Genomic DNA, 25230 nt, shown 5'->3' with positions numbered 1-25230 from the left:
CATCCGCGTCCCTCTGCGCAATCAGCTGCGCACCTCTTCGCGCACCTCCCCGCGCGATCGGACCGCTGCGTCAGGAGCAGCGGGAACTGCCTGCGTCGAAGCCGCCCGACGCAGCACCACGATCTGCAGCACGGCGGCGACGAGTGCCGCCGCACCGAAGGCCACGAAGATCGAAGCGGATCTGCACGATTTCACCGCAGCCACCTGGTGACGGAGCGCCCGCCACCTCGCGACGCCCTGCCCGCCACCTCGCGACGCCCCGTCCACACCCCACAGCCACTACAGTCCGTAGTCATCATCCCTGCAGGTCACACCACCCTGTCTCATCTCACATCCAGACAGTGAGACAGATCGACTCAGCGACTTAGGCGACCCTTGCCTCGATGCGACGTGCGCCCGTACCGTCGAGTCCAGCGAGCCGCACACCATCCGGCGGCTCCGCCGACGACCCTCTCAGGGAGGCTCCCCATGACGGAGACGACCACGCACACCCAGCCCCGCGAACGCCAGATCTCCACCTCCGTCCTCGTCGTGGGGACGGGAGGATCCGGACTGCGGGCGGCGATCGAGCTGCGCGAGCAGGGAGTCGACGTCCTCGCAGTCGGGAAGCGGCCCCGCGACGACGCCCACACCACGCTCGCGGCAGGCGGCATCAACGCAGCGCTGGGCACACTCGATGCGCAGGACTCCTGGCAGCAGCACGCCGCGGACACGCTCCAGGAAAGCTATGGGCTGGCCGACCCGCGCACCGTCGAGATCGTCACACAGGGCGCAGCCCGCGGGATCGAGGACCTGGACCGTTTCGGCATGCAGTTCGCCCGCGAGGAGGACGGCCGGATCTCCCAGCGCTTCTTCGGCGCCCACACCTGGCGGCGCACCGCCTTCTCCGGCGACTACACCGGCCTGGAGATCCAGAAGACACTCGTGCGCCGCGCGGAGCAGACGGGCGTGCCGATCCTCGAGCACGTCTACATCACCAGGGTGCTCACGAACGACGAGGGTGCGGTCTTCGGCGCCTACGGCTTCCACGAGCACACGGGTGAGCGCTATCTGATCTACGCCGACGCCGTGATCCTGGCGTGCGGCGGCCACAACCGGATCTGGCGCCGCACCTCATCGCGTCGCAACGAGAACACGGGCGACTCGTTCCGGCTCGCACATGGGGCCGGCGGTCGGATCCGCGATGCGGAGCTCGTCCAGTTCCACCCGTCCGGCATCCTCGAACCGGAGGCCGACGCCGGCACCCTCGTCTCGGAGGCCGCGCGCGGTGAGGGCGGCATCCTCCGCAACTCCCTGGGCGAGCGCTTCATGTCCACGTACGACCCGGAGCGCATGGAGCTGTCGACTCGCGACCGCGTCGCGCTCGCCTCGTACACGGAGATCAAGGAGGGCCGGGGCACGGCGAACGGCGGTGTATGGCTGGACGTGTCGCACCTGCCGCGGCAGCAGATCATGGAGCGCCTGCCCCGCGTCTACCAGACGCTCATGGAGCTGCAGATGCTCGACATCACGCGGGAGCCGATCGAGATCGCGCCCACTGCCCACTACTCGATGGGCGGCGTGTGGGTGCGTCCCGAGGACCACAGCACCGACGTGCCCGGCCTCTTCGCGATCGGCGAGGCGGCGTCCGGCCTGCACGGGGCGAACCGCCTGGGCGGCAACTCGCTCATCGAGCTGCTGGTGTTCGGCCGGATCACCGGCGAGGCCGCCGCCCGCCACCATCGCGGCATCGTCGTGCAGACCAGGTCGCCCGAGGCGGTGGCCGCCGCCCGCGCGGAGCTCGCCGACTTACTCACCGCCGACGGCACGGAGAACATCCGCGCCCTCCAGCGGGCGGTGCGCGACACGATGACCGAGCACTGCGGGGTCGTCCGCGATGAGGCGGGCCTGCGGAGGGGGCTCGACGAGCTCACCGCGATCGAGGCCCGCAGCGCGGACATCGGGGTGCACCCCGACCAAGCCGGCTATCAGGACCTCGCGCACGCGTTCGACCTGAAGTCGTCGCTGCTCGCGGCACGGGCGACGCTCGAGTGCGCACTGGAGCGTCGCGAGACCCGCGGCTGCCACAACCGTGCGGACTTCCCGGACCAGGACCCCGCGATGCGGGTGAACCTCGTGTGGGCCGGTCCCGGCCGTGTGGAGCGGGAGCCCCTCGCCGAGGCCCCCGCAGAGATCGCGGCCCTCATGCGGGACGTATCCCAGGACGGCAAGCTCGTGGAGTGAGGCCTGCCGGCCGGGGCGCGAACCGGCTGGGCCACAGCCCGGCTGAGCCACAGCCTGGCCGGGGCCACAGCCCGGCTGAACCGCGACCCGGCTAAGCCGCGGCCCAGCGCACCACGATGTCGCCGATCATCGCGCGGGCCCGGCTCGCCATCGGCTCCTCGAGCAGCCGGCGCTGGAAGAGATGGCCGAAGGTGTGCTGGTTCGCCACCTGGAACACGCAGTATGAGCTGATGAGCATGTGCAGGTCGAACGGTTCGATGTCGTCGCGGAAGACGCCCTCGGCGCGCCCGCGGGCGATGATCTGCTCGAGCACGTCGACGGCGGGCTGACCGAGTTCGCCCAGGGTGTCGATCCTCTTGAGGAACTGCGCGTGGTGGATGTTCTCGATCATCACGAGCCGGATGAAGTCGCTGTGCTGCACGTGGTGGTCGTACGTCGCCTCGGCCAGTGCCCGCAGCGCGTCAGCGGGGCCCAGTTCGGCCACATCGATCTCACGCTCGGCCGTGCGGATCCCGCGGTAGGCCTTCTCGAGCACTGCGGTGTACAACTGCTCCTTGCCGCCGAAGTAGTAGTAGATCATCCGCTTCGTCGTGCTGGTGCGGGCAGCGATCTCGTCCACGCGCGCACCCGCGAAGCCGACCTCGGCGAACACCGTGGTCGCCACCTCGAGCAGCTCGCGCTTCGTGCGCTCGGCATCCCGCTGACGCGCCGGCACGTCCTCGGAGTCGTTCGTGGTCATCGCTGGCCCTCGTTCCCTGGTCCCACCAGTACGCGGCGGGGGTTGTCTCTCAACATCGTACGGATCTCACCGTCACCGACCCCCTTCTGCCGCAGCAGGGGGAGGATCCGATCGTGCAGATGGTGCATGGTCCAGTGCGGCGTGTGCTCGCGTCGCCACGAGGGTGGAGTGACGCGGCTGTAGATCGCGGCGTCGTGCGACAGGACGATCTGCGGGGCGAGGCCCCTCTCCAGGAGCGCGAGCAGCATCTCGATCCTCTGCGCGTCCGTCGCCATGTGCTCCATGCCGAAGCGGTCGAAGCCCAGGAAGGATCCCCGGGCGGCGAGCTCCTGCAGGTAGTCGAGGTCATCGGAGTCACCGGCGTGTCCGATGACCACGCGGTCGAGCCCGACACCAGCCCGTTCGAGCACGTCCTGCTGCTCGAGGCCCCCGCGCGAAGGCGCATGCGAGTGCGTGAATACGGGCACTCCGGTCTCCCGGTGCGCGAGGGCGGCGGCCGCGAACACGCGGTGCACGTCGTCGGTCATGCCGTCGACGTCGGAGACGACCTTGAGCGCCCCCGCGCGCACGCCGGTGCCCTGGATCCCCTGCGTGACGTCTCCGACGAACAGTTCGGCGAGCCGGTCCGGGCCGTCGACCAGCCGACCCGGACCGTTGAGGCGGAAGAAGGTCGGCAGCACGTCATGCGTGTACCAGCCGGTCGCCGCGACGACCCGCATGCGCGTGCGCGAGGCGACTCGTGCCACCAGAGCCGCATCGCGCCCCAGCCCGGGCACCGTCAGATCGACGACCGTGCTCACCCCCCTGTCGTGGAGGAGGTCGAGGTGGGCGATTGCGTCGCGCACTCCTCGGTCCTCCTCCCACCCGTCATCCGGCAGGGCGCGGTCGACCTCGGGCTGCTGCACGAACAGGTGCTCGTGCAGCAGCGTCTGGCCGAGGTCGTCCGCCGCGAGGTCGCCCGTGAAGGTCGGGACGGTGCGCGCGGACGACGCCGACCTCAAGAGGCCGTGGCGCGGATCGATTCGAAGACGGAGAGCGTCTCGTCGTCCAGGTTCTCCTCGAACCAGCTGACAGCCTGCTCACGGAACGCGTCCACGTCGACGTCGCGGTGCACGGTCCACTCGTCGCCGGCCTCCCACTCCTCGATCGTGGCAGCGTCCTCTTCGTCGACGCAGGCCGTGACCTCGTCGACCGCCATGGCGACCGCATCGGTGACGACCTGCTGCTGATCGGCGTCGAACTCCTCCCAGACCTCCCCGATGAGCACGAGGTTCGTGTTCAGCTGGTGCTCCGTCAGGCTGAGATCGCTCTGCACCTCCTGCATGTTCTGCGAGGCGATGTTGGTGATCGGGTTCTCCTGGCCGTCGACCGTGCCCTGCTGCAGGGCGAGGTAGAGCTCCTCGTACGCCACTTCGGTCGCGCTCGCACCGAGCGCCTGGGCATTGAGGAGGTACTGCGGCGATCCGGGGAAGCGGATGCGCTGACCCTCGAGATCCTCCGGGGAGAGGATCGGCTTGTTCGCGGTGAAGTGCCGGGCGCCGGCCGACCACACGCCGAGCGTGTTCACACCGGTCTCGTCTGCGAAGTCGGTGAAGACCTGCTGGCCCTCGTCGCTCGCGGCGAAGGCTGCGAGGTGGTCGGCATCGTCGAACGCGTAGGCCGCGTCGAGCACTGAGACGGGCTCGTACACGGCGCCCAGCGCAGAGGCGCCCTGGATGTCCAGGTCGATGTCGCCGGATGCCACGGCCGCGATGCGCTCCGCGTCGCCGCCGAGCTGGCTCGAGGGGTAGATCTCGACCGAGATCCCCACGTCAGCGCTCTCAATCTGCTCCTTGATGACGGTCGCCCCACAGGTGTGCTGGGGCTGGTCCTCGTTGTAGCTGGTCGCGAAGGTGAGCTCGACATCGCCGCCTTGGCCGCCGTCGCCCTCTGCCTCGCCGCCGCCGCAGCCGGTCAGCACCAGCGCCGGTGCGGCGACCATAGCGACCCACGCTGCTCGCCTGGTTCGTGCATTCATCACGGGTGTTCCTCTCCTCGGTTTCCGGTCATGCCGGGGGTCGACGCCGCTTCAGCGACGACCAGTTCCTTCAGGTCCTGCGTCATGGCGTCCCGATCCGCGGGTTCGCCGGTGAAGATCTCGAAGGCGTCGGCCGCCTGGCCCATCGCCATGCCGAGACCGGACATCGTCTTCAGACCCCGTGCCCGCGCTGCCATGAGCAGAGCGGTGTCGGTGGGGCGGTAGACGATGTCGCCGACCCACGCGCCCTCGGGCAGAAGCACAGGGTCGAAGGCCATTCCAGGGTGTGCCGCCATGCCGAACGGCGTGGCGTTCACGACGCCGTCGGCCTCTGCGAGCAGCTCCGGCAGCGCATCAGTCGATGCCCCTCGCACGGACCCCCGCGTGAGCGCTGCGACCTGCTCCGCCAACTCCTGGGCACGGTCGCGGGCGACGTCGACCAGCACGAGTTCAGCGATGTCTCGTTCGGCCAGCGCATTCGCCACGGCAGATCCCGCACCCCCCGCGCCGACGATCACGACGCGCTCGCGAGGGGAGTCTCCGAAGGACACGTCGAATGCAGAGCCGAATCCGGTGACGTCCGTGTTGTGGCCGATCGCGCGCTCGCCGTCGAAGACCACGGTGTTGCAGGCCCCGACGCGGCACGCACTGGTGTCGAGTTCGTCGAGAAGCGGAACGATCGCCTGCTTGAGCGGATGCGTGACGTTGAGCCCGTCGAACCCCATCGTGCGCGCCGCCCACAGCAGCTGCGCGAGGTTCTCCGGGGAGCACCGCCCGGTCTCGATCGTGCGGTAGACGTAGTGCATGCCGTGCCGCGCGCCCTCCAGCTCGTGCATGGGCGGAGTGAGTGACGGTGTCACGCCCTGGCCGATGAGGCCCACGAGCACGGCGCGACGCGATGCTCTCAGAGACGGTGCTGCGGTCACAGGCCGAACACCTCCGGCATCCACGTGATCATCTCCGGGAAGGCGATCGCGAGCGCGACGACGATGAGGAACGGGATGGTGAACGGAAGCGTCCCGCGGAAGACGTCGCCGATGCGCGAGCGGGAGACCGAGGCGGTCACGAACAGCACAGTGCCCACGGGCGGTGTCAGCAGGCCGATCATGAGCGCGATGATCGTGATCACGCCGAGAGTGATGGGATCGACGCCGTACGTGTTCGCGATCGGCACGAGGATCGGCACGATCAGCACGAGGAGCGCAGTCGCGTCGATCACGGTGCCGAGCACGAGGCACAGGAGGACGACGAGGAACAGGAAGACCGTGGGACTGTCGCTGATCGAGAACATCGCCTCGGTCATGATCTGCGGCACGCGCTCACGCGCGAGGATGTAGCCCAGCAGCGACGCCGACGCGACGATGATCATGATCGACGCGGTGGTGACGGCCGATTCCTTGACCGCCTCGAGGAACCCCCTCCACGTCAGCGAGCGGCGCATCACGCCCACGAGGATGATGTAGGCGACGGCGACGGCTGCGGCCTCCGTCGGCGTGAAGAGACCACCGAGGATGCCGCCGAGGATGATGACCGGTGTGAACATCGGCAGGATGACGCCTCTGATCGAGGCGAGCACCTCCGCCTTGTCGAACTCGCCCTTCTGGATCCTCGGGTTGCGCGAGACGAGCACCGCCACGACGATGCACAGCCCGATGGCCATCGCGATCGCCGGGATGACCGAGGCGGCGAACAGCGCGCCCGTCGACACGGCGGCGAGACCCGAATAGATGACGGCGGGGATCGACGGCGGCATGACGGGTGCGATGAGCGACGAGGATGCCGACACTCCCGTCGCGAAGCGCCGTCCGTATCCCTCGCGGATCATCGCGGGGATCTGCACCTTGCCGAGCGCGGCGGCGTCTGCGACGGCCGAGCCGCTCATCCAGCTGAAGCCGACGCTCGTCCCGATCGAGACGTAGCCGAGCGACCCGCGCACACGCGCCAGGACGGCGAGGGCGAAGCGGAAGAGACTGTCGGCGATGCCCGCACGGTTGGCGAGTGAGCCGAGCAGGACGAAGAGCGGCACAGCGAGCAGCGGGAAGCTGTCCGCCGCGTTGAACACCTCACGCAGCGCGTTGCCGGTCGAATTGCCGTTCGCCCACATGTAGACGATCGACGGGCCGAGGAAGGCGAAGGCGACGGGGACGCGGAGGACGAGCAGCACCGCGATCGCGACGACGAGCAGCACGAGCATCATGGGGCGACCTCCGCGTCGTCGTCGAACTCGGAGAAGACCGGTCCGGTCACCGCGATCTGCACGGCCTGGATGAGCGACCGGATCGCAGTCGAGACGACGCCGATCAGGACGGGGATGTAGACCCACGACATGGGGATCCGCAGGACGGCGGACTTCAGGATGCCCTGCGAGTCGATCAGTGCGAGGGCCTCGACGACGAGCATGATCGCGACCGCGGCCACGATGAGCATCGCGCCGGACTGCACGATGCGCACGAACAGCCGGCTGCGGGCCGCATCGACGATCTCCAGGGCGATGTGTCCCCGTGTCGTGATGAGGATGCCAGCGGCGGAGAAGGTGAGCCAGACCAGCGCGAAGCGCGACACCTCACCCGTCCAGGCCACCTGTTCGATCGGCAGGTAGCGCTGCACGGCCTGGAAGAAGACGAGCACCAGGATCGCGAGGATGCAGAGGACGCCGATCGCGACCTCGATGGCGGTGAGCACGCGCACGAGCGGTTGCCAGAACGGCTTCGTGCGATGCGCCGGGGAGTCTGTCATGCGACGTCCTTGTCGGTCCTGTGAAGTGAGTGGGGACGAACGTACCGGATAGTACATTCGGAGATCAAGCTCGGCCCCGATTATGAGACGGCCGGCTCATGTGCGCTCTGCAGGTGTGCCGGATCCGTGCGCGTCCGTCCATGTGCTGACCTGTCGCTGAGCCGACAGCCGCACCGGAGCGTTAGGGGCGCCGTAGCCGTCGTACCCGCCGCGCCGCTCGACGATCTCGAGGAACACCCCGCCGTGGGTCGGCGTGTAGAAGTGGATGAACTCCCCGCCCGCATCGCGGTCGTAGAGCAGGTCGAGGCTCTGCAGCGTCTCGAACAGATCGGCATCGAGCGCGAACCGCGCCTGCAGGTCGTCGTAGTAGTTGTGCGGCACGGGAAGGAATCCGAGGCCCTTCGCGTGCGCCGCGCGCGCCACTGCCACAGCATCCTCGACGCGCACGGCGATGTGCCTGTGGGGAACGGGCGCGGTCGGCGGCGCGAGGTTCATCGGCAGTCGCACGACGCGATCCGGTGAGCGCATCACCTGGCTGCGCACCAGCCCGCGCGGACCCGGCACCTCGGCGACGGGTTCGGCGTCCAGGGCGACGACGCTGCGCATGAAGAGCACGGCCTCATCGAAGTCCTGCCACGCCCAGCTCAGGTTGATGTGGTCGATGTCGCCGGTGAAGGCGGCGACGGCGGTCCCGCCCTCGAACTCGGAGACCCACCCCGTCTCCGGATCGTCGTCGTTCCAGTACACCTCGGTGCCATCGGGGGATGCGACGGCGCGCAGTTCGACCTCATCGCGATACGTGCGGCGATAGACGGGGTCCGCACCGAGCGATCCCGCGCGCCGTGAGGCCTGCGCCGCATCGTCGACCGTGAGGCCGAACCCGGTGAGCCGCGGGGACTCCAGGCGCAGCTGCTCATTCAGGATGATGCGCGCACCGCCGGCGGTCCACAGTCGCACCGGCTTCGAGCGGTGACGACCGCGGAATGCGAACCCGAGCTGATCGAGCAGCTGGTCGAGGTCGTGCAGATCGTCGCCGGAGATCTCGACGAAGTCGACGCCGTGCGCGTGCTGCGCGTCCAGGAGGCGGCCGGCGTCGCGGCGCTCCGCGAGTGCCGTGCGGTCCGCGAGCCAGGTCAGGGATCGGCGCGCATGGGCTGCGGTGCGGAACACCGCGGTCTGGCGGAAGGTGTCGTTGAAGACCTCCAGCGAGAGCGGGCCCGCATATCCGGCCCGCAGCACGTGGCCCAGGAACCCGGTGAGGTCGAAGTCGCCCTCGCCGGGGAACAGGCGATGGTGGCGGCTCCACTGCAGGACGTCCATGTCGAGCGCGGGGGCGTCGGCCAGCTGCAGGAAGAAGATCTTCTCGCCGGGGATCTCCTCGATCGCCGCGGGGTCGTGTCCGCGGCTGAGGATGTGGAAGCTGTCGAGGCAGACGCCGAGGTTGGGGCGGTCGGCTCGCTGCACGATGCGCCATGCATGCCGGTAGTCATCGACGAACCGTCCCCACGCCAGCGCCTCGTAGGCGATGCGGATCCCGCGCTGCGCCGCGAGGTCGGCGAGCCGGCCGAGCTGGTCGGCGGCCAGATCATCGTCGTCGATCGTGGCGGTGCCGGCGTTGCTGCACAGGAGGATGAGATCGGTGCCGAGGCGCTCCATGACATCGAACTTGGCTTCGGCACGCCGCAGGTTGTCGGCGAACGTGTCCTCGTCGACGCCCTCCACGTCACGGAACGGCTGATACATGTCGATGCTCAGGCCCAGGCGCTCGCAGAGGGTGCGGATCTCCTCGGGAGACTCATATGCGGCCACGAGATCGGCGTCCATGATCTCCACACCGTCGAAGCCCGCGGATGCGCAGGCATGGAGCTTCTCCACCAGGCCACCGGACAGGCAGACCGTCGCCACCGACGTTCTCATGCAATTAACGTACCAGATCGTACATTGTGGGAACAAGGGTGAGAGGGCAGTCGCAGAAGCGGGACAGGACAGGGCGGGAGAGCTTGGCAGAACAGGACGAGGAGGCTTGGCAGGAGGGCGTCCCCTCTTCAGACGGGGGCTCCGGATGCGTCAGTCGGCGAGGACGAGATCGCGGCAGATCTCCATGTGACCCGAGTGCTGGGCGATCTCGTGGAAGAGGTGCTGCAGAGCCCATTCCGCGGTGACGTCCGCGGCGTCGCTGCGGCTCGTGCCCGCGGCGTGCGGGTCGCGGACCCCCTCGGTGCACGCGATGTCGACCCAGCCGGGCAGGCGGGTGCGCAGATCGTCGAGGAGGTCCCGGGCCTCGGCGACGGTGCCGCGGGAGCGGAACTCCGACGCGCGGTCGCGCGGGTTCCGCTCCCCCGCGATCAGCGAGCCGCCCCAGTAGCAGGCCATCCCGTGCACGTGGGTCATCAGGGCGAACACCGTGTTCACGGTGCCCGGCAGCGGAGTCCGGTTCACCGAGTCGTCGTCGAGCAGGGCGAGGACCGCCTCGATCCCGTCGAACGCCTCGTCGGCGACCGCGAGGTACGCGGCGACCGTCGGAGCGCTGCCCGCCGGGCCGTCGCTCGGAACCGCCGCCGAGGTGCCTGCTGGGGTGGGCGCATCATCCATGCTCACAGCATCCCAGACGCGGCAGCTTTCCGGACGCGGGTGCGTCCCGGGCAGAAGCCGCACTCAGCCGAAGAAGTCGTCCGTCGTCGCGTTGGGGTGCTTCGCCAGCGGGGTGACCTGCACCTTCATGTAGGGGAACATCGGGAACCCGGCGAAGACCTCGTGGAGCTGGTCGTTCGAGTCGACCTCGTAGATCGAGTGGTTCGCGTACTCGCCGACCACCCGCCAGATCCCCTTCATGATCCCGCGGCGCTGCAGATCACTGGAGTACTCCTTCTCCCGAGCCTGGAAATCCGCGCGGGTCTCCGCGTCCATGCTCTCCGGGAACGCCACATCCATCCGTGCGAGGAACAGCATCGTCTCAGTCCTTCCGATCGGTACTGCATGTCATGCCATCGGTCTGCAGGTCATGCCAGGTGTGCTCACAGTAGGCTCCCACATCAAGAGGCTGAAGTATCCCTTTCCGATGGACTGAGACCCAGAAGCTCTCATTCGAGCGGAAACCAGTCCTTCCCACCGCTGGCGGTCGCCCGTACGCTGAGCCCCAGATCCCAGCACGGCGAAGCACCGACGACACGGCGACATGGCGACACACCGACGAGGAGGCCCCATGGAACTGCGGCACCTGCGCTACTTCCTCGCCGTCGCCGAGGAGCGCCACTTCGGACGCGCAGCGGAGAAGCTCCATATGGCGCAGCCGCCCCTGTCGCAGCAGATCAAGCAGCTCGAAGCGGAGCTGGGGACCCGGCTGTTCGAGCGGACCACCCGCCGCGTGGACCTCACGGAGGCGGGCCGCCGGCCTCGGCCCGCTCCCGGCCCACCACGACCGAGGCCGCGGCCGGCGGCCCAGCCACCGCCTCGGCGGCCGCCCCTCACCCGACCACCGCATCCGATCCCGAGCCCACGGAGGCCCCATGAAGATCACCGCCCTCGAAGCCGTCCCGTACGCGATCCCGTACACGCACCCGCTGAAGTTCGCCTCGGGCGAGGTGCACACGGCCGACCACGTCCTCATCCGCATCCACACCGATGAGGGGGTCGTGGGCACTGCCGACGCACCGCCTCGGCCCTACACGTACGGCGAGACCCAGACCTCCATCGTCGAGGTCGTCGAGAACGTGTTCGCACCGCACATCATCGGGATGGACCCCCTCGACCGCGAGAAGATCCACGCGGTCATGCAGCGGACGATCCACAACCAGGTGGCGAAGGGCGCGGTCGACATCGCGCTGTGGGACATCGCCGGCACGTCCCTCGGCACACCTGTCCACAAGCTGCTGGGCGGCTGGACGGACTCGATGCGCGTGAGCCACATGCTCGGGTTCAAGCCCGCGCAGGAACTGCTCGACGAAGCCCTGCGGTTCGGCGAGGAGTACGGGATCACGACGTTCAAGCTCAAGGTCGGTCGCCGCCCGCTGGGCCTCGACATCGAAGCCTGCGAAGTGCTGCGCGCCGGCCTGGGCGACGACGTCGAGATCTACCTCGACGCGAACCGCGGCTGGACCGCGAACGAGGCGATGGAGGTGCTGCGCCGCACCGACGGCCTGGGCCTGACCCTCCTCGAGGAGCCCAACGACGCGAAGGAGGCCATGGGGCGCCGTCGCCTGGTCGAGCAGTCTCCGATCCCCGTCGTCGGCGATGAGTCCGTGCCCACCGCCGGCGACGCCTCACGCGAACTGCTGTCCGGCGGCTGCACGGCGATCTGCATCAAGACGGCACGGTCGGGCTTCACCGAGGCGAAGGAGATCCTCGGCCTCTGCACGGGACTGGGCGTCGACGTCACGATGGGCAACCAGATCGACACCCAGGTGGGGTCGATCGCGACGGTGACGTTCGGCGCCGCGCACCGCGCGACGTCCGCGCGCGCCGGCGAGCTGTCGAACTTCCTCGACATGTCAGACGACCTGCTCGCCGACCCGATCACGATCACCGACGGCAGGATCTTCGTCCGGGACGAGCCGGGCGTGGGCGCGGGCATCGATGAGGACAAGCTGGCCCACTACCGGCAGAACTGAGGTCGCCGGCCATCGGCATGACCGGGGCCACTGGGTCGGTTGGCAGGTCGGCTGGCTGTGCCGGTTGGCGGGCCAGCCGGCAAGTCGGCTGGCAAGTCGGCTGGTGGTGCCGGTCGATCCGGCAGCACCGCCGAGTCAGACAGGCCCAAGGACCTGGCCTGATATCCCATTCGTTCCAATCAAGACATATTCGGCTCTTCCCGCCTCTCAACGCAGTCGTTAGGCTGAGCGCAGAGGTCGCCGATCGACAGACGCAGGTCGTTCGGACCCGCGCCGCCGCACGGTGGCGGGGAGGACCGGGTACGTCGACGTACAGGAGGTACGCGTGTTCGTCACACCCACCGAGGTCGTGCTCGCGACCGATTCCGACGACCTGCAGTCGGTGAGACAGCAGGCGAGGTCGTGGCGGTCGCGTGAGATGGGAGTGCCGGAGCAAAGCCACCCGGAGGCCTGACAGGCGCTTGGACTGAGGCTGGTCGGGGCTGGGGCTGGTCGGGGCTGAGGCTGGTCGGGACTGGGGCTGATCAGCACTGAGGCCTGACCGGCTGCGCGCGTTCTGCCGCCGGAGATGCAGCCGGAGAGCGGGCTGTTCCGCACGAATACGTGTGGTGCAGCCCGCTCTTCGCGTCTCGCGGCGTGCAGCCAGCAGACTGCGACCACGAGCCAGCGATGTCGAATCCACATGTCCGGTACCGGTAGTCAGCCGAACCTGCTCCACCTGTGACCGGCAGTCCGCATGCCCTCAACAGCACCGATGACCCACGTCCGGCCGCCGAGGGCGCCCTCGGCGCGAATCGCACCCCACAGGTCGACTGAATGCACATCCACTCTCGACTATAGCGTCTCGATCGAATAGACTGTTCGAACAATACATCGAACGCATTCGAAGAATCGCAATGAAGCGAGGGGGTGGACGTCATGACAAACGCGAAGGAACCGGACCGCCCTGTCGAAGAGCCCGGCTTCCGCGTTCCCTTTTCGGATGCGGATGGCTCACTGCTGACCGAACGCGCTCCGCAGTTCACAGAACTGCTCGACACTGTTCACGATGTCCGCGAGCGGTCTGCCTCCCACCGATCACTCGGCGCCAGGGAGACCCTCGCCGCCCTCCGGTCTTTGGAAGTCGCGGGACGGCTGGTGCAGGCGCTGAGCACAGACCTGCTCGCCCACTATCAGCGCATCGGCGACAGCGCCGCGCACGGCTATCGGACCACCGAAAGTCTGCTCGCGGGCGAATTCCGCATCTCCACCCGGGAAGCACGTCGCCGGACTGACCTGAGCCAACAGCTCGCCGGACGCGTCTCTGCGGTCGGCGAAGCGCAGGCTGCCGTCCGTCCCGCGATCGCGGAGAACTACGCGGACGGACGGATCTCCGCAGACGAGGCGAGCGCCCTCTGCAAGGCAGTCGGAGACCTCCCACCCACCGTGCGCTCCCTCTACTCGGACAAGGTGGAGAAGACGCTCGTGGAACTGGCGCCCACTGTCCGCCCCAAGGACTTCTCCACGCTCTGCCAGAGGATCGTCCAGCACATCGATCCTGACGGCAAGCTCCCGCGATACGAAACCAACCCCCTGGCGTACACGGTCACCCTCACCCAGCAGCGCAACGGCGACTGGCGGCTGCGCGGACTTCTCGACTGCCCCACGGGCACCACGTTGCACGCACTGCTCTACGGGCGCATGAAGGACGCAGACGTTCCCGTCGCGATTCGGCCACACAGTGCGTGCAACGCAGAAGCACCCCAGGACCCCGGCGAGCGCGAAGCCGATCCCTGTGCGACGCCGGGTCCCGTCCCAGAGGCAGCACCCGGGTGCACCGAGGGTTCCGCGGATTCCCGGGGCCGCGCAGATTCCGAGGATTGCGCGGATCCCGAGTACACCGAGCCTCCGATTCCAGCTGCTGCTGACCAGGTGATCCCACCGATCCCCCGTGAAGCCGTGTGGGACAGCACTCGGCTGACTGTCCATGCCGACGCGACGATCGAGCTGGACGGGAAGACGGGGGCGTTCCTCGAGGACGAACCCGGCTTCTACCTCAATACTCGCGGATGGCCGGTTCATCTCAGCGAACGAGTCTCCGAAGCAGTGCAGGGCCTCCTTCAGCAGGCGCGCGATTCAGAGTCAGGCACCGCGAGCACCGTGCTGTGGGAGAAGGTCCTCGGCCGCGCGCCGACAGGACCCACCACCCCTGAACCCTCTCCCACTGAACCCGTTCCCGCAGAACACTTGCCGGCCCCATCAGAAGCCTCAGACCCGCCGGGCACACCTGCCACACCGATGATGCCGGACACGCCGGACACGCAGACGCAACCAGACAGTCGTCCGGTGAGCGCCGGGGAACCTGGCGGTGTCTTCGTGGATGGGCAGCCTCATCACGTCGTGTTCCGAGACGATGAGGCGAGCACCCCGGGTCTGGCCCGGCACGACAGACTCGCGTTCCTCCTGCGGTCCGTCGCACGTGAACGGGTACTGCACGGAGCGGACCACGCGCTGGTCGTCACTGCGAGGCCAGAGGACCTCATCCAGCCTGACAACGTGGTCTCGACCCACGCCGGCAGCCCGCTCAGCCTGCACCAGCTCAGCACCTGGTCGAACGCGGCGCAGATGTTCGTCCACGTCGTCGACGGTGGTGGACGGACCATCGAAGTCCGCTCGCAGGGACGGTTCGCCACACGCAGTCAGATGGCGGTCCTCGCAGCGCGAGATCAGGGCTGCACGTTCCCTGACTGCGATGCTCCCGCCGAATGGTGCGAGGCGCACCATATCCTCGCGTTCGCACAGGGCGGCGCGACGGAGATCGACAACCTCACCCTCGTCTGTCCGTTCCACCACAGATGGTTCGAACGATCGGGCTGGGAGTCCGTCTTCCTCCGAGGGCTCCCAGCCTGGGTTCCACCTGCATCGGTGGATCCCCGGCAGAGGCCCCTCTTCCACTCTCGCTTCCGGGTAGCCCTCGTGAACCTCCCGCCAGAACTTCCACTCGACCCCTGAGCCAGGGCGCGTCACCGCAGAACGACGACGGTCGCTTCACCCCCGCGCATGCCGTTCTCGTACGTGCACAGAACCGGACAGCCCGGCACCGCTGGGCATTCACCATCACCCACCGATCACCATCACCCCGCAGAGGAGCGACGATGACCACGTCCCACGAGCCCGGCAGCACCAGCGACACAGCTGCGGATGCCCGCAGCACCGGACCCGAATCCGACGGCACTGCCAGCGCCGCATCGAACTCGCCCCTGGCCTTCCCCGCACCTCCAGAACCGCTGGAAGAGCTCATGGCCGCACCGCTCACGCCGCAGAAGAGGTTCACGGTCCCCAAAGCATCATGGATCCGGAAGTTCGGTGAAATTCCACACGCCTCGGACGCGATCGCCGGGCTGCCCGCGTGGATGAACCGCGACAGCGCCATCGCCGCGTTCTCCTCCCACTGGCCGGATGACCCTGTCGGCGCATTCACCGCCACGATGGCGTGGGCATACGGAGAACGAGCCGGTTATGCCGGCTATCGCGTCGCCCGCATCCTCACCGCCAGCAGCCGACCGGAGGGCAGAGAGGAGAACCCCCGCGTCCGCACTGCTCTGCGCACGTCACTCGAGGTCGCCATGCGGGACGGCGCCGTCGAAGGGTTCAGCTACCTCAATGACTGCACGCACAAGGTGAAGAGCCACCAGGGCACCGACGCGGATCTCCTGGTGGGCGTCGACTGCGGACGAATCTACGGCCTGGGCCCCTCGTTCTTCACGAAGTGGTTGCACATCGGGACCCTGGCTCTGAGTCAGGAGTCCACGTCGACCCATCCACCTGCACCTATGCTCGACAGCCAGGCGACTGCATGGCTCAACACCCACGCACGCATCGTGGATGAGGACTGCCTCGCGCAGGACGAAGCACAGAAGGCCGCGGTCATCCACAGGAAGTGGCACGCGGACGCCTCCTCACCGGAGTGCACGGATCACTGCCTCTTCCTCGGTGCGGACGAAGCCAGACGCGACGCAGGCGGATCTCACACAGCTGGCACTCACGCCGATGGCCCTTTCGCAGATCGCGCCCATGCAGATGGCGCTCACACAGACCGCGTCAGGCGGACACCCACGACCCCCGAGGGAGACCTCCTGCGGCTGCGCGCAGGGCGCACCGACGACTACAGCAGATACATCGACCTGCTCAGCGCATGGGGTGAGCCGTACGGTCTGCGAGCAGTCGATGTCAGCGATCGGATCTATCGACTCATCCGCGATGACGGCGAGCAGGACTCACGCGTCACAGAGGAACTCGCCATAGGATGAAGCGCGACAGAGCCCCCACCTCCACGACGTGGAGGTGGGCCCAGCCCAATGTGAGGACGAGCGTGACGGACCAGCACGAAACAGCGAAGCCCGCAGCAGAGGAACGCGCTCTCGACGATCACTCGGAGTTCTGGGAGAACCGCCTCGACGAGGATTGGACGGAGAGCGGCGTCGGCTACAAGGCCCTCGGCCTGTCCTTCAACTCGTGGATGTACAAGGCGCGGGAAGAGGTCTTCCTCCGCGAAGCCGGACGGACGGGAGTGCGCCGGTCCTCGCGGATCCTTGACGTGGGTTCCGGCACCGGCCTGTATCTGCGCTGGTGGGACCGCTTGCGGCCTGCTGAAGTCGTCGGCAGCGACCTCACTGCGTCGGCCGTGCGCAACCTGCGCGGGCACTTCCCGGACAGCCGCATCGAGCAGCTCGACATCACCAGCGGCACCGGCCCGTTCGAACCCGGCAGCTTCGACGTCGTGTCGTGCATGGACGTCCTCTTCCACATCACGGACGACGACAAGTACCGCGCCGCTCTCCAGAACATCTCCCGGCTCCTCAGGCCCGGAGGCCGGTTCGTGTTCACGGAGAATTTCCTCCACCGCGCACAGGATCGGACAGCCCACCAGACGAACCGCAGCCTCGAATGGATCTCTGAGGCACTCGGGGATGCGGAGCTCTCCATCGAGCACCGCATCCCGCACCTGGTCCTCATGAACGCACAGGTGGACGCACCATGGCTGTGGCGGAAGCTGTGGGGCGGAATCCTCCGTGCCGCCACGCTCACTGAGGTCACAGGCAACGTCACGGGCGCCGCGCTGTACCCCGTGGAGCGGGCCCTCGCGCGCAGGCTCCGCGAGAGCCCCACGACCGAGATGGCGGTCGCGGTCCGCAACTGAAGACTGGAGCCTCGGACTGTGGACTGCAGCCGCAGACTGCGGACTGCGGCCCGCGGACTAAGGCCCGCGGACAGGAGCCGAGGTCAGCACCGGGGCCATTCCCGGCCCCCGCTCCGGTGCAGTCAGTCCAGCAGTGCTGATACGACCGTGTCGAAATGCGGCGAATGCGGATCGACGAGGTCGAAGTGGTCTGCCCCCTCCAGTTCGAGCCTCGCTGCGGGGAACCCCCGCGAGAACGCGATGTCGACGGTCGCGTCCTCAGTCCCGTGGATGAGACGCACGTCCAGACGTGCGGGGATGAGAGCGGCTCGCGACCGAGGATCCTCCGCGAGGTAGCGGGACAGGTCATCCGCCGGTGACGCACCCATGTAGTCCACGACTGCGCCGTCACCCAGCGCGTCACGGGCCTCGGCGACGAGATCGGTGACAGGGGCAAGCGGCCGGACCCGCACCTGCGGCCCGGCCTCCGACTGACGCGTCGCCCACGAGAGCGTGAGGCTGCCTCCCGCGGAATGACCGGCAATCACCACCCCAGCACCGTCGACGCCTTCCGCGATGTGGGCGATCGCGGTCTCCACATCCTCCAGTGTCCGGGGGTGGCCACCCGCGCCGCCGGCACGCCGGTACTCGATGAGCGCGACGGCCACACCGCGGTCTGCCCGCTCACCCCGCTTCACGAGCGCATGCGCCATGGGACGCGCGTGTGCCAGGGTGGTCCGCTCACGGAAATACCCGCCATGGATGAGGACCACGACGGTTCCGGCGGTGTGCGGATCCCCGAACCATTCGAAGAACTGATCGGGCAGGTTCCCGTATGCGACTCGAGCTCCGGCCTCGGCCTCGGCGGCCAGCATCCGCCCGAAATGGGTCTCCTCCGGGTTCGGGTGGGCGGTGCCGCTGTCGGCAGTCATCTCTTCGGTCGTCATCGTGTCGAACTCCTCGTCCTCGGCTCTCATACCCAGATCTCGTCGCGCCTGCGAGTTCGTGGCGCGCTCACCTCTGACAGTCTCCCTGCTCACTCGCCCGTCGACGACACGGTCACTGCGCGAGCGACATACTCAGCGGCGGGACCGGACACGCGTGCATCGATCTCCGCGAAGAGGTCAGCCGCTGCGTCACCCGGCCAGTCCGACGGCAGCGCCTCGAGTGCGAGTCCCGGATCCAGGTACGGAATGGGACGCCACGTATCGACGACCCTCAGCTGCGTGACGAAATCGTCGCGACCGGAGGGTGCATCCGTTCCTCGCGCGGCGGCGCCCTCTGAGAACCGCTCGAGGAAGTCCCTGTGCAGGGTCGCCGTCGCGTCGAGGTCCCACCAGAGCGCACACGCGGCAGCGAGGTCCTCGCTGGTCCTCAGGTCCGCCGCGTCGAATACGGTGACCCAGCGGCGCAGGCCGGCGTCCTCGAGGTGGGACTCGAGACCGCGCGCACGCCGATGCGGTGCGATGCAGAGCCCGTCTGCCACGGTTCCACACCCCAGCTGGGTGAGGAGGCGGCGGAGTCTGTAGCGGGCAGGTCGCATTCCCTCGGGCACCGAATACGACAGCAGGCACCAGCCGTCCTCCACCGCATGCCGATGACGGGAGAAGATCGCCGCGTCGCGTCGTTCCAGCATCCGCGACGCACCCTCCGGAAGGACATAGCCGGGAGTCCCACCGCGGACTTCCGCAGTGAGCAGGCCCTTCGCCTTCGCCCGCGAGACCGCGGATCGCACCCCTGTAGCGGTGAGCCCCGCTTCCCGCAGGAGACCGACGAGATCCGCGACTGCGATCCACCCGCCGAGCTTCCGGACGTGGAGACCCACGAACGTCCTCAGCAGTGACGTGATGCTGCCGGGCCGCGCGTCGAAGTCGTCGAGTCCGTGCACGGAGCCTACGGGCCCGCCGGGGCCCCCGTCATCCACTCGCACCTGCCTCCAGCAGTGCATCCCGGATGCCGAGGACGCCCTCGTACACCTCCGTGAAGCCCGTCGAGAGCGGCGACGGCCCCAGCCGCAGGCCGTTGGGTCTCCGGAAATCGGGGATGATTCCGCGCTCCCACAGAGCGGGCAGCGCCGCCTCGCACAGGTCATGGTGGATCGTCACGTGGCCACCGCGCACTGATCCGTCTCTGGGCGACCCGAGCTGGACGCCGAGCGGAGCGAGCAGCTCATCGTAGAGCTCGATGACGAAGTCCGTGAGAGCAGTCGATTTCGCCCGGATCGCCTCCATCCCCACGCCTTCGACCAGATCGAGCATGGATTCCAGCGGCACCATCCCGAGCACGGCAGGCGTGCCGCTCACGAATCGTCGGATACCCGGGTGCGGCTCGTACGACGGGCCCATCTCGAACGCGTTCGCGACGCCCATCCATCCGCGGATCGGGTGCGTTGCAGAGGGGATGTGGCGGGATGCCACATATCCGAACGCGGGAGCCCCGGGGCCGCCGTTCAGGTACTTGTAGGTGCAGCCGGCGGCGAAATCGACATCGTGATCGTCCAGTTCGAGCGGCAGAGCTCCCACCGAGTGGCAGAGATCCCAGACGACGAGCGCGCCTGCGCGGTGCGCGATGTCCGTGATGGCGGGCAGGTCTGCGATGTATCCCGTGCGGTAGTCGATGTGGCTGAGCAGAACGAGCGCTGTCGAGTCGGTCGCGAGGGCCGCGACCTGATCCGGTCGGATCCCGGTGACGGACGCGTCGCCCGGCTGTGCCTCGACCTCCGTCGGATCCAGCCAGCGGACAGTGAGACCGCGATCCTCAGCGATGCCGTGGATCAGATAGCGGTCCGTGGGGAAGTTCGCAGAGTCGGCGATGATCTCCGTGCGGTCCGGCCGCATGTCTAGTGCGGCGTGGATGAGTTTGTAGAGGACCACGGTGGTCGACTCACCGATGAATCTCTGCCCGGGACCCGCACCCAGCGTCGCGGCGCCCAGCCGGTCGCCGAGCGTGAGGGGCTTCTCGAACCAGCCCTCATCCCAGCCGCGGATGAGGCGTCCTCCCCACTGGTCCGCGGTGAACGACCTCAGCCGTTCTGCAGCATCAGCGGTCGGTCGGCCCAACGAGTTGCCATCAAGATACGACACGACGCCCGGTGCGGTTGCGAACGCGCCGCGATGGGCGCTCAGAGGGTCATGGGCGTCGAGCGATCCGGCGCGAGCCTCGAGACGGTCGCCACCGCGGTCAGGGCTGCAGTCGGCGCCGCGGCCGGCGCTGTTGTTGCTGTCGGCACTGCCGCCGGCGCTGTGTTCGGCACTGCGGCCGGTATCGCGTCCGGCGTTGTTGGTGACTCCGTGGTTGTCCGTCATGGTCATGCTCCTTGGGTTCTCACACAGAAGTCGGACGTGCAGAGATCGGAAGTCTTGTCAGAGGTCCGCGAGTGCTCGGAAGGTGAGCGATCTACGGGGTGTGCGGTGGCGACGATCCGACGCCCGCGCTGCCGATCTCAGTGCGCACCGCGAACAGTTCGGGGAAGAAGGTGAGGTCGAGTGCCTTCTGCAGGAAGCCCACTCCGCTGGATCCTCCGGTGCCTCGCTTCCCTCCGATGATGCGCTGGACCGTCCGGAGGTGGCGATACCGCCAGAGCTGGAAGTTCTCCTCCAGGTCGACGAGCTCCTCGCATGTCTCGTGGACCGTCCACTGCGCGTCCGGTGCGTCATAGATCCCCGCGAACACGGAGACGAGCCCGTCGTCGAATGTATGCGCGACGCTCACGCTGCGATCGAGCAGGTGCGGTGGGATCGCGTACCCGTGGCGGGCCAGAAAGCGGAGGAACTCGTCGTACAGACTGGGCGCCTCGAGCTTCTCCGTGAGGACGGCGCGAGCGTGCGGATCCGCGTCGAAGACCTCGAGCATGCCGCGGTTCTTGTTGCCCAGCATGAACTCGACGGCCCGGTACTGCCAGGACTGGAAGCCAGAGGAGCTGCCGAGGAACTGACGGAACTCGACATACTCGGACGGTGTGAGGGTCGCGAGCACAGACCACTGCTCTGTCAGGGTCCGCTGGATGTGCTTGACGCGTGCGATGCGTTTGAGCGCCGGCTGGAGTCTGTCCTCGGCGATGAGGGCGCAGGCTGATTCGAGCTCGTGGATCACCAGTTTGAACCACAGCTCCGTGGTCTGGTGCTGGATGATGAACAGCAGCTCGTCGTGATGCTCGGGTTCACTCACCGGATGCTGCGCTGCGAGCAGACGGTCGAGGTCGAGGTAGGACCCGTACGACATCCGTCTGCGGAAATCCTTCTGGATCCCCTCCTCGATATCCCGCTCATTGCGAGCGGCAGTCGTGTCCTGATCGGTGGGCTGCTGAGCGGCACTGTCCATGGCATCCAGCGTATTGCACTTATCCGCCGGTCGGACGGAATCTGCAATGACCCTGTTGGGTGTCCGTTCCCGATGGTTTACTGGTCTCATCGCCGAGGCTGATCCGCCTGCCGCGTATTCGACGAACGGAGCATCCCATGCCCGCCGCACTCCACCCCTATCTCCGCTTCCCCGGAAACGCACGTGAAGCGTTCGAGTTCTACGGTGCCGCGCTGGGCACTGAGCCGCAGTTCGCCACGTTCGGCGATGCAGGAGCCGTCCCACCGGACCATCCCGTCTCGGGTGCGATCATGCACGGCTCGCTCGAGGTCACCGACCTCATCCGCCTGTATGTCTCCGATGACGTCGAAGGGATGTCGCCCGAACCGCTCACCACCGGCAACAACGTCACTCTCGCGATCATGGGCGATGACGAGCAGCGCATCCGCAGTGCGTTCGACGCGCTGTCAGAGGGCGGTACCGTGCAGGTCCCCCTGCAGAAGCAGATGTGGGGAGACACCTATGGAGCGTTCCGAGACCGTTTCGGCATCAACTGGCAGATGAACATCAGCGCCATCGACCCGGAGTCCTGACGGTTCGACTGCCCAGCAGTCCAGCAGCCCAGCACAGTCTTCAGTCGAGCCGGCGCAGCACAGCCATCAGTCCAGCACAGTCACGCCGATCCGCCGCAGCTCCGCGGGAGTCCGCACCGTGAACAGCCAGTCGCGGACGGAATCGTCCGGAACGATGCCGGGACGCTCCCGGATGCTGTCTGCGCCGACGTGGAAGTAGCGGTATCCGTGGACTCTCAGGAGTTCCTCGAGCCGATTCCCGTCCGCGTCCGGGAGCACCTCGCACAGGATGTCCGGCTGATGCGCTGCGAGGAACCCGCTTCCGTGCGCGAAGACATCGGGCTCGCCGCCTTCGACATCCACCTTCATGACGACAGGCCCTTCGACCTCATCCGTCAGCGAGTCGAGTGCCAGGAATCCCACGTCCTCCCCGTCGTCGAACTCCATGTCCGAGGACAGGAACGACGGCAGAGCGGAGCCGCTGTCCACCGATGGCATGCGGGCCGTCAGCGCCGGATCGCCCACTCCAGCCTGGTGGACGACGACCCGGCCCACGAAGCCGTTGCGCGCCATGTTCGCCCGCAGCATCCGCACGACCGGGGGCACCATGTCGAAGGCATGGGCGCGCAGGTCGGGGTGAGCCGCGAGGGCCGCGAGGGAGAAGATACCCGTGTAGGCGCCGACGTCGAAGAACGTGCGGGCGTCGCCGGACAGACGGACCATCAGGTCGATCGCGTAGGCGTCCTCCGCTTCCGGCCGACGACCGTCACCCCAGTAGAGCTCCTTCGCGATCTCGCAGCGGTCGGGCCTCAGCATGATGAACTCAGCGCCCTCCACCGAGGCCGTCACCTCGATGAGCTCCCGCGGCGCAGGCAACCGCCCCACACGGATCCGCGAGAGACGCGGAGCAGTGGCGCGAAGGATCGGGTGGAAGAGCGGATGGCTCAGCACCGCCTTCACATGCTGCTTCGCCCCGTACCAGCTCTGACGCCGCGCACGATCGGCAAGCGCTGAAGCTGTTCCAGAATCCTTCGTGCCTGAATGCTCCGCAGATGCAGATCCAGTGCCGGTGTTGTCGCTCATGGTCACACGCCTCCGTCGGGAACCCGTCGTCGTACCAGCCTATGCGGTCGACTGTGACCGGCGTCGCGCAGGTCCACAGTGGGGGACGACCGGCAGCGCGACCGCACCCCATTGACAGGTCACCTTGCGTGAGGAAGCGTTGTGGCCATCGGCTTGATGCCGCTCAGAGGAGGCTCACCATGGCTCGCACGACACCATCGACGACATCACTGCAGACATCCTCGACCTCCACCGACCAGCTGACGTTCCAGAACCCGGTCACGCGATTCCCCGACATCACTCCCCCGCGGCAGGATCAGCCCGAGCCCGGCCTCGACCAGGAGCTGATCCCGCAGACGGACCGTGGGCAGCATTCGTATCGGGGCACCGGTCGCCTCGAGGGACGCAGAGCTCTCATCACCGGCGCGGATTCTGGGATCGGTGCGGCCATCGCGATCGCCTTCGCCCGAGAAGGCGCCGATGTCGCCCTGTCCTATCTGCCCGATGAGGAGGAGGATGCCCAGGAGATCCGCGCCTTCATCGAGGAGGCCGACCGCCGGGCGTTCCTCTTCCCGGGTGATCTGTCGGACGCCCAGTACTGCGAATCGCTCGTCTCGGACGCGGCGGATGCCCTCGGGGGCCTCGACGCCCTCGTGAACAACGCGGGACGCCAGATCGCCGTCAAGGACATCACAGATGTGTCGGATGAGCAGTGGCAGAACACGTTCGACACGAACATGCGTGCGATCTTCCGCCTGTCGAAGGCGGCGATCCCCCACCTGCCGCCCGGTTCGACGATCGTGAACTCGACATCCGTGCAGGCGTACAAGCCGTCGCCGCACCTCGTGGACTATGCCGCGACGAAGGCCGCGATCGACAACTTCACGAAGAGTCTGGCGCAGCAGCTCGCGGAGACGGGCATCCGGGTGAACGCCGTGGCTCCAGGGCCTATCTGGACACCGCTGCAGGTCTCCGACGGACAGCCGAAGGACGCACTCCCCCATTTCGGCAAGGACACGCCGATCGGACGCGCAGGACAGCCAACGGAGCTCGCCCCGGCATATGTGTTCCTCACATCTCCGGAGTCCAGCTATGTGATCGGCGAGGTGCTGCACGTGAATGGCGGCACGCCCATCACCTGACGTCGATCTCGTGGCTCCGAAGCCTCAGCAGTGGGTGCGGAGCACGACGCGTAGAGTGTGCGCGTGACTCCGACAGATCACTCCCAGATGCCCCCCGCCATCCAGGCCCCCGGCCTGGCAACCCAGTACGGCGATGCCGCAGGGCTTCAGCGTGCCTCCGCACTCATCTCCACGACTCCGGACTTTCCCGCTCCGGGCGTCCTGTTCCGCGACGTGACACCGCTGCTCGCGGATCCGCGCGTGTATCGGGAGGTCCTCGACGCGATGGCAGAGCCGTTCTGCGCGGACGACGGCGCGCCGGGGTTCGACCTCGTCGCTGGGATCGAAGCCCGCGGGTTCGTCATGGCCGGCGGCCTCGCCGCCGCTAGCGGTACGGGCGTGCTCCCGATCCGGAAGGCGGGGAAGCTTCCGAACCCGCAGGTGACGGTCGAGTACGGACTGGAGTACGCCGAGGCCGCCGTCGAGTCCTCCGGCGATCTCACCGGGGCACGGGTGCTCCTCGTCGACGATGTGCTCGCGACCGGCGGTACGCTGCGGGCCGCACACACAGTCGTTGAACGACTGGGCGGAACGGTCGTCGGATCGGCCGTGATCCTCGAGCTGGAGGAGCTCAAGGGTCGCACGATCGTCCCCGCCTGCCACACGGTATTCACTGTCTGACGGAACTCTTCACCG

At 67.8% G+C, this 25230-nt stretch carries 24 protein-coding genes and 1 pseudogene; 10 read left to right on the top strand and 15 right to left on the bottom strand.

All coding sequences use genetic code 11. From position 1 onward, the window contains the following. Positions 1-21 precede the first annotated feature (21 nt). Positions 22-195 (bottom strand): hypothetical protein, encoded by a 174-nt coding sequence (locus tag FM105_RS14630; protein WP_179207023.1) that lies wholly within the window; start codon positions 193-195, stop codon positions 22-24. A gap of 273 nt (positions 196-468) precedes the next feature. On the opposite strand from FM105_RS14630, the gene FM105_RS02475 reads away from it, so the two are divergent. Beyond that, positions 469-2223: an L-aspartate oxidase gene (locus tag FM105_RS02475; protein WP_087004110.1), complete on the top strand. Its 1755-nt coding sequence runs from the start codon at positions 469-471 to the stop codon at positions 2221-2223. Positions 2224-2314: 91 nt separating this feature from the next. Here the strand turns inward: FM105_RS02475 and FM105_RS02470 are convergent, their stop codons facing one another. The 9 genes from FM105_RS02470 to catC form a co-directional block, all read right to left on the bottom strand. After that, positions 2315-2962, bottom strand: a complete 648-nt coding sequence (locus tag FM105_RS02470) for a TetR/AcrR family transcriptional regulator (RefSeq protein WP_087004107.1) — start codon at positions 2960-2962, stop codon at positions 2315-2317. Then, positions 2959-3963, bottom strand: coding sequence for a phosphotriesterase family protein (locus tag FM105_RS02465; protein ID WP_179207022.1), 1005 nt, complete (start codon positions 3961-3963; stop codon positions 2959-2961). The genes FM105_RS02470 and FM105_RS02465 overlap by 4 nt, the downstream gene beginning before the upstream one ends. Then, the gene (locus FM105_RS02460) at positions 3960-4943 is read right to left on the bottom strand and encodes a DctP family TRAP transporter solute-binding subunit (protein ID WP_218777888.1); all 984 of its coding nucleotides are present in this window, start codon (positions 4941-4943) and stop codon (positions 3960-3962) included. Before FM105_RS02460 ends, FM105_RS02465 begins: the two co-directional genes overlap by 4 nt. 35 nt (positions 4944-4978) lie before the next feature. Continuing rightward, entirely contained in the window at positions 4979-5905 is a 927-nt protein-coding gene (locus FM105_RS02455; protein ID WP_256970162.1) for a shikimate dehydrogenase, read from the bottom strand. Then, positions 5902-7176 carry a TRAP transporter large permease gene (locus tag FM105_RS02450; protein ID WP_087004098.1) on the bottom strand — a complete coding sequence of 425 codons (1275 nt, stop codon included), beginning with the start codon at positions 7174-7176 and terminating at the stop codon, positions 5902-5904. The genes FM105_RS02455 and FM105_RS02450 overlap by 4 nt, the downstream gene beginning before the upstream one ends. Then, the gene (locus tag FM105_RS02445; protein WP_179207021.1) at positions 7173-7715 is read right to left on the bottom strand and encodes a TRAP transporter small permease; all 543 of its coding nucleotides are present in this window, start codon (positions 7713-7715) and stop codon (positions 7173-7175) included. Before FM105_RS02445 ends, FM105_RS02450 begins: the two co-directional genes overlap by 4 nt. Positions 7716-7811: 96 nt before the next feature. Beyond that, the gene (locus FM105_RS02440) at positions 7812-9632 is read right to left on the bottom strand and encodes a sugar phosphate isomerase/epimerase and 4-hydroxyphenylpyruvate domain-containing protein (protein ID WP_087004092.1); all 1821 of its coding nucleotides are present in this window, start codon (positions 9630-9632) and stop codon (positions 7812-7814) included. 150 nt (positions 9633-9782) lie between these two features. Continuing rightward, positions 9783-10307 carry a mycothiol transferase gene (locus tag FM105_RS02435; protein ID WP_087004089.1) on the bottom strand — a complete coding sequence of 175 codons (525 nt, stop codon included), beginning with the start codon at positions 10305-10307 and terminating at the stop codon, positions 9783-9785. Between the two features lie 63 nt (positions 10308-10370). Next, the gene (gene catC / locus FM105_RS02430) at positions 10371-10664 is read right to left on the bottom strand and encodes a muconolactone Delta-isomerase (protein WP_087004086.1); all 294 of its coding nucleotides are present in this window, start codon (positions 10662-10664) and stop codon (positions 10371-10373) included. Positions 10665-10917: 253 nt separating this feature from the next. Here catC and FM105_RS02425 point away from each other — a divergent pair. The 6 genes and pseudogenes from FM105_RS02425 to FM105_RS02405 form a co-directional block, all read left to right on the top strand. Further along, positions 10918-11103, top strand: a pseudogene (locus FM105_RS02425) (LysR family transcriptional regulator); the annotation flags it as partial. A 118-nt stretch (positions 11104-11221) separates the two neighbouring features. Beyond that, entirely contained in the window at positions 11222-12322 is a 1101-nt protein-coding gene (locus tag FM105_RS02420) for a mandelate racemase/muconate lactonizing enzyme family protein (protein WP_087004083.1), read from the top strand. A 325-nt stretch (positions 12323-12647) separates the two neighbouring features. After that, positions 12648-12776, top strand: a complete 129-nt coding sequence (locus tag FM105_RS14850) for a hypothetical protein (RefSeq protein ID WP_256970161.1) — start codon at positions 12648-12650, stop codon at positions 12774-12776. Positions 12777-13240: 464 nt separating this feature from the next. Continuing rightward, the gene (locus tag FM105_RS02415; protein ID WP_087004328.1) at positions 13241-15313 is read left to right on the top strand and encodes a DUF222 domain-containing protein; all 2073 of its coding nucleotides are present in this window, start codon (positions 13241-13243) and stop codon (positions 15311-15313) included. Between the two features lie 143 nt (positions 15314-15456). Next, positions 15457-16611 (top strand): 8-oxoguanine DNA glycosylase OGG fold protein, encoded by a 1155-nt coding sequence (locus FM105_RS02410; protein WP_087004080.1) that lies wholly within the window; start codon positions 15457-15459, stop codon positions 16609-16611. Beyond that, positions 16608-17501 carry a class I SAM-dependent methyltransferase gene (locus FM105_RS02405; protein WP_087004077.1) on the top strand — a complete coding sequence of 298 codons (894 nt, stop codon included), beginning with the start codon at positions 16608-16610 and terminating at the stop codon, positions 17499-17501. The genes FM105_RS02410 and FM105_RS02405 overlap by 4 nt, the downstream gene beginning before the upstream one ends. A gap of 122 nt (positions 17502-17623) precedes the next feature. Here the strand turns inward: FM105_RS02405 and FM105_RS02400 are convergent, their stop codons facing one another. The 4 genes from FM105_RS02400 to FM105_RS02385 all read right to left on the bottom strand — a co-directional run bounded on the left by FM105_RS02400 (position 17624) and on the right by FM105_RS02385 (position 21800). Beyond that, positions 17624-18457 (bottom strand): alpha/beta hydrolase, encoded by an 834-nt coding sequence (locus FM105_RS02400; RefSeq protein WP_087004074.1) that lies wholly within the window; start codon positions 18455-18457, stop codon positions 17624-17626. Between the two features lie 59 nt (positions 18458-18516). Continuing rightward, a complete protein-coding gene (locus FM105_RS02395; RefSeq protein WP_179207020.1) occupies positions 18517-19404 on the bottom strand; it encodes a PaaX family transcriptional regulator in 888 nt (295 codons plus the stop codon). Next, positions 19397-20785: a kynureninase gene (kynU, locus tag FM105_RS02390; RefSeq protein WP_087004068.1), complete on the bottom strand. Its 1389-nt coding sequence runs from the start codon at positions 20783-20785 to the stop codon at positions 19397-19399. Before kynU ends, FM105_RS02395 begins: the two co-directional genes overlap by 8 nt. A gap of 91 nt (positions 20786-20876) precedes the next feature. Beyond that, a complete protein-coding gene (locus FM105_RS02385; protein WP_087004065.1) occupies positions 20877-21800 on the bottom strand; it encodes a tryptophan 2,3-dioxygenase in 924 nt (307 codons plus the stop codon). 137 nt (positions 21801-21937) lie between these two features. Between FM105_RS02385 and FM105_RS02380 the strand changes: the two genes are divergently transcribed. Continuing rightward, complete coding sequence (locus FM105_RS02380; protein ID WP_087004062.1) at positions 21938-22372, top strand: VOC family protein; 435 nt, start codon at positions 21938-21940, stop codon at positions 22370-22372. A 66-nt stretch (positions 22373-22438) separates the two neighbouring features. Here the strand turns inward: FM105_RS02380 and FM105_RS02375 are convergent, their stop codons facing one another. After that, positions 22439-23434 carry an FkbM family methyltransferase gene (locus FM105_RS02375; protein ID WP_087004325.1) on the bottom strand — a complete coding sequence of 332 codons (996 nt, stop codon included), beginning with the start codon at positions 23432-23434 and terminating at the stop codon, positions 22439-22441. Positions 23435-23613: 179 nt separating this feature from the next. Between FM105_RS02375 and FM105_RS02370 the strand changes: the two genes are divergently transcribed. Continuing rightward, a complete protein-coding gene (locus FM105_RS02370; protein WP_087004060.1) occupies positions 23614-24555 on the top strand; it encodes an SDR family oxidoreductase in 942 nt (313 codons plus the stop codon). A gap of 87 nt (positions 24556-24642) precedes the next feature. Further along, complete coding sequence (locus tag FM105_RS02365; protein ID WP_087004322.1) at positions 24643-25215, top strand: adenine phosphoribosyltransferase; 573 nt, start codon at positions 24643-24645, stop codon at positions 25213-25215. Positions 25216-25230 lie beyond the last annotated feature (15 nt).

The organism is Brevibacterium yomogidense, from assembly GCF_900163715.1.
Lineage (GTDB): Bacteria > Actinomycetota > Actinomycetes > Actinomycetales > Brevibacteriaceae > Brevibacterium > Brevibacterium yomogidense_A.
This window is presented reverse-complemented; position numbering and strand designations above follow the sequence as displayed.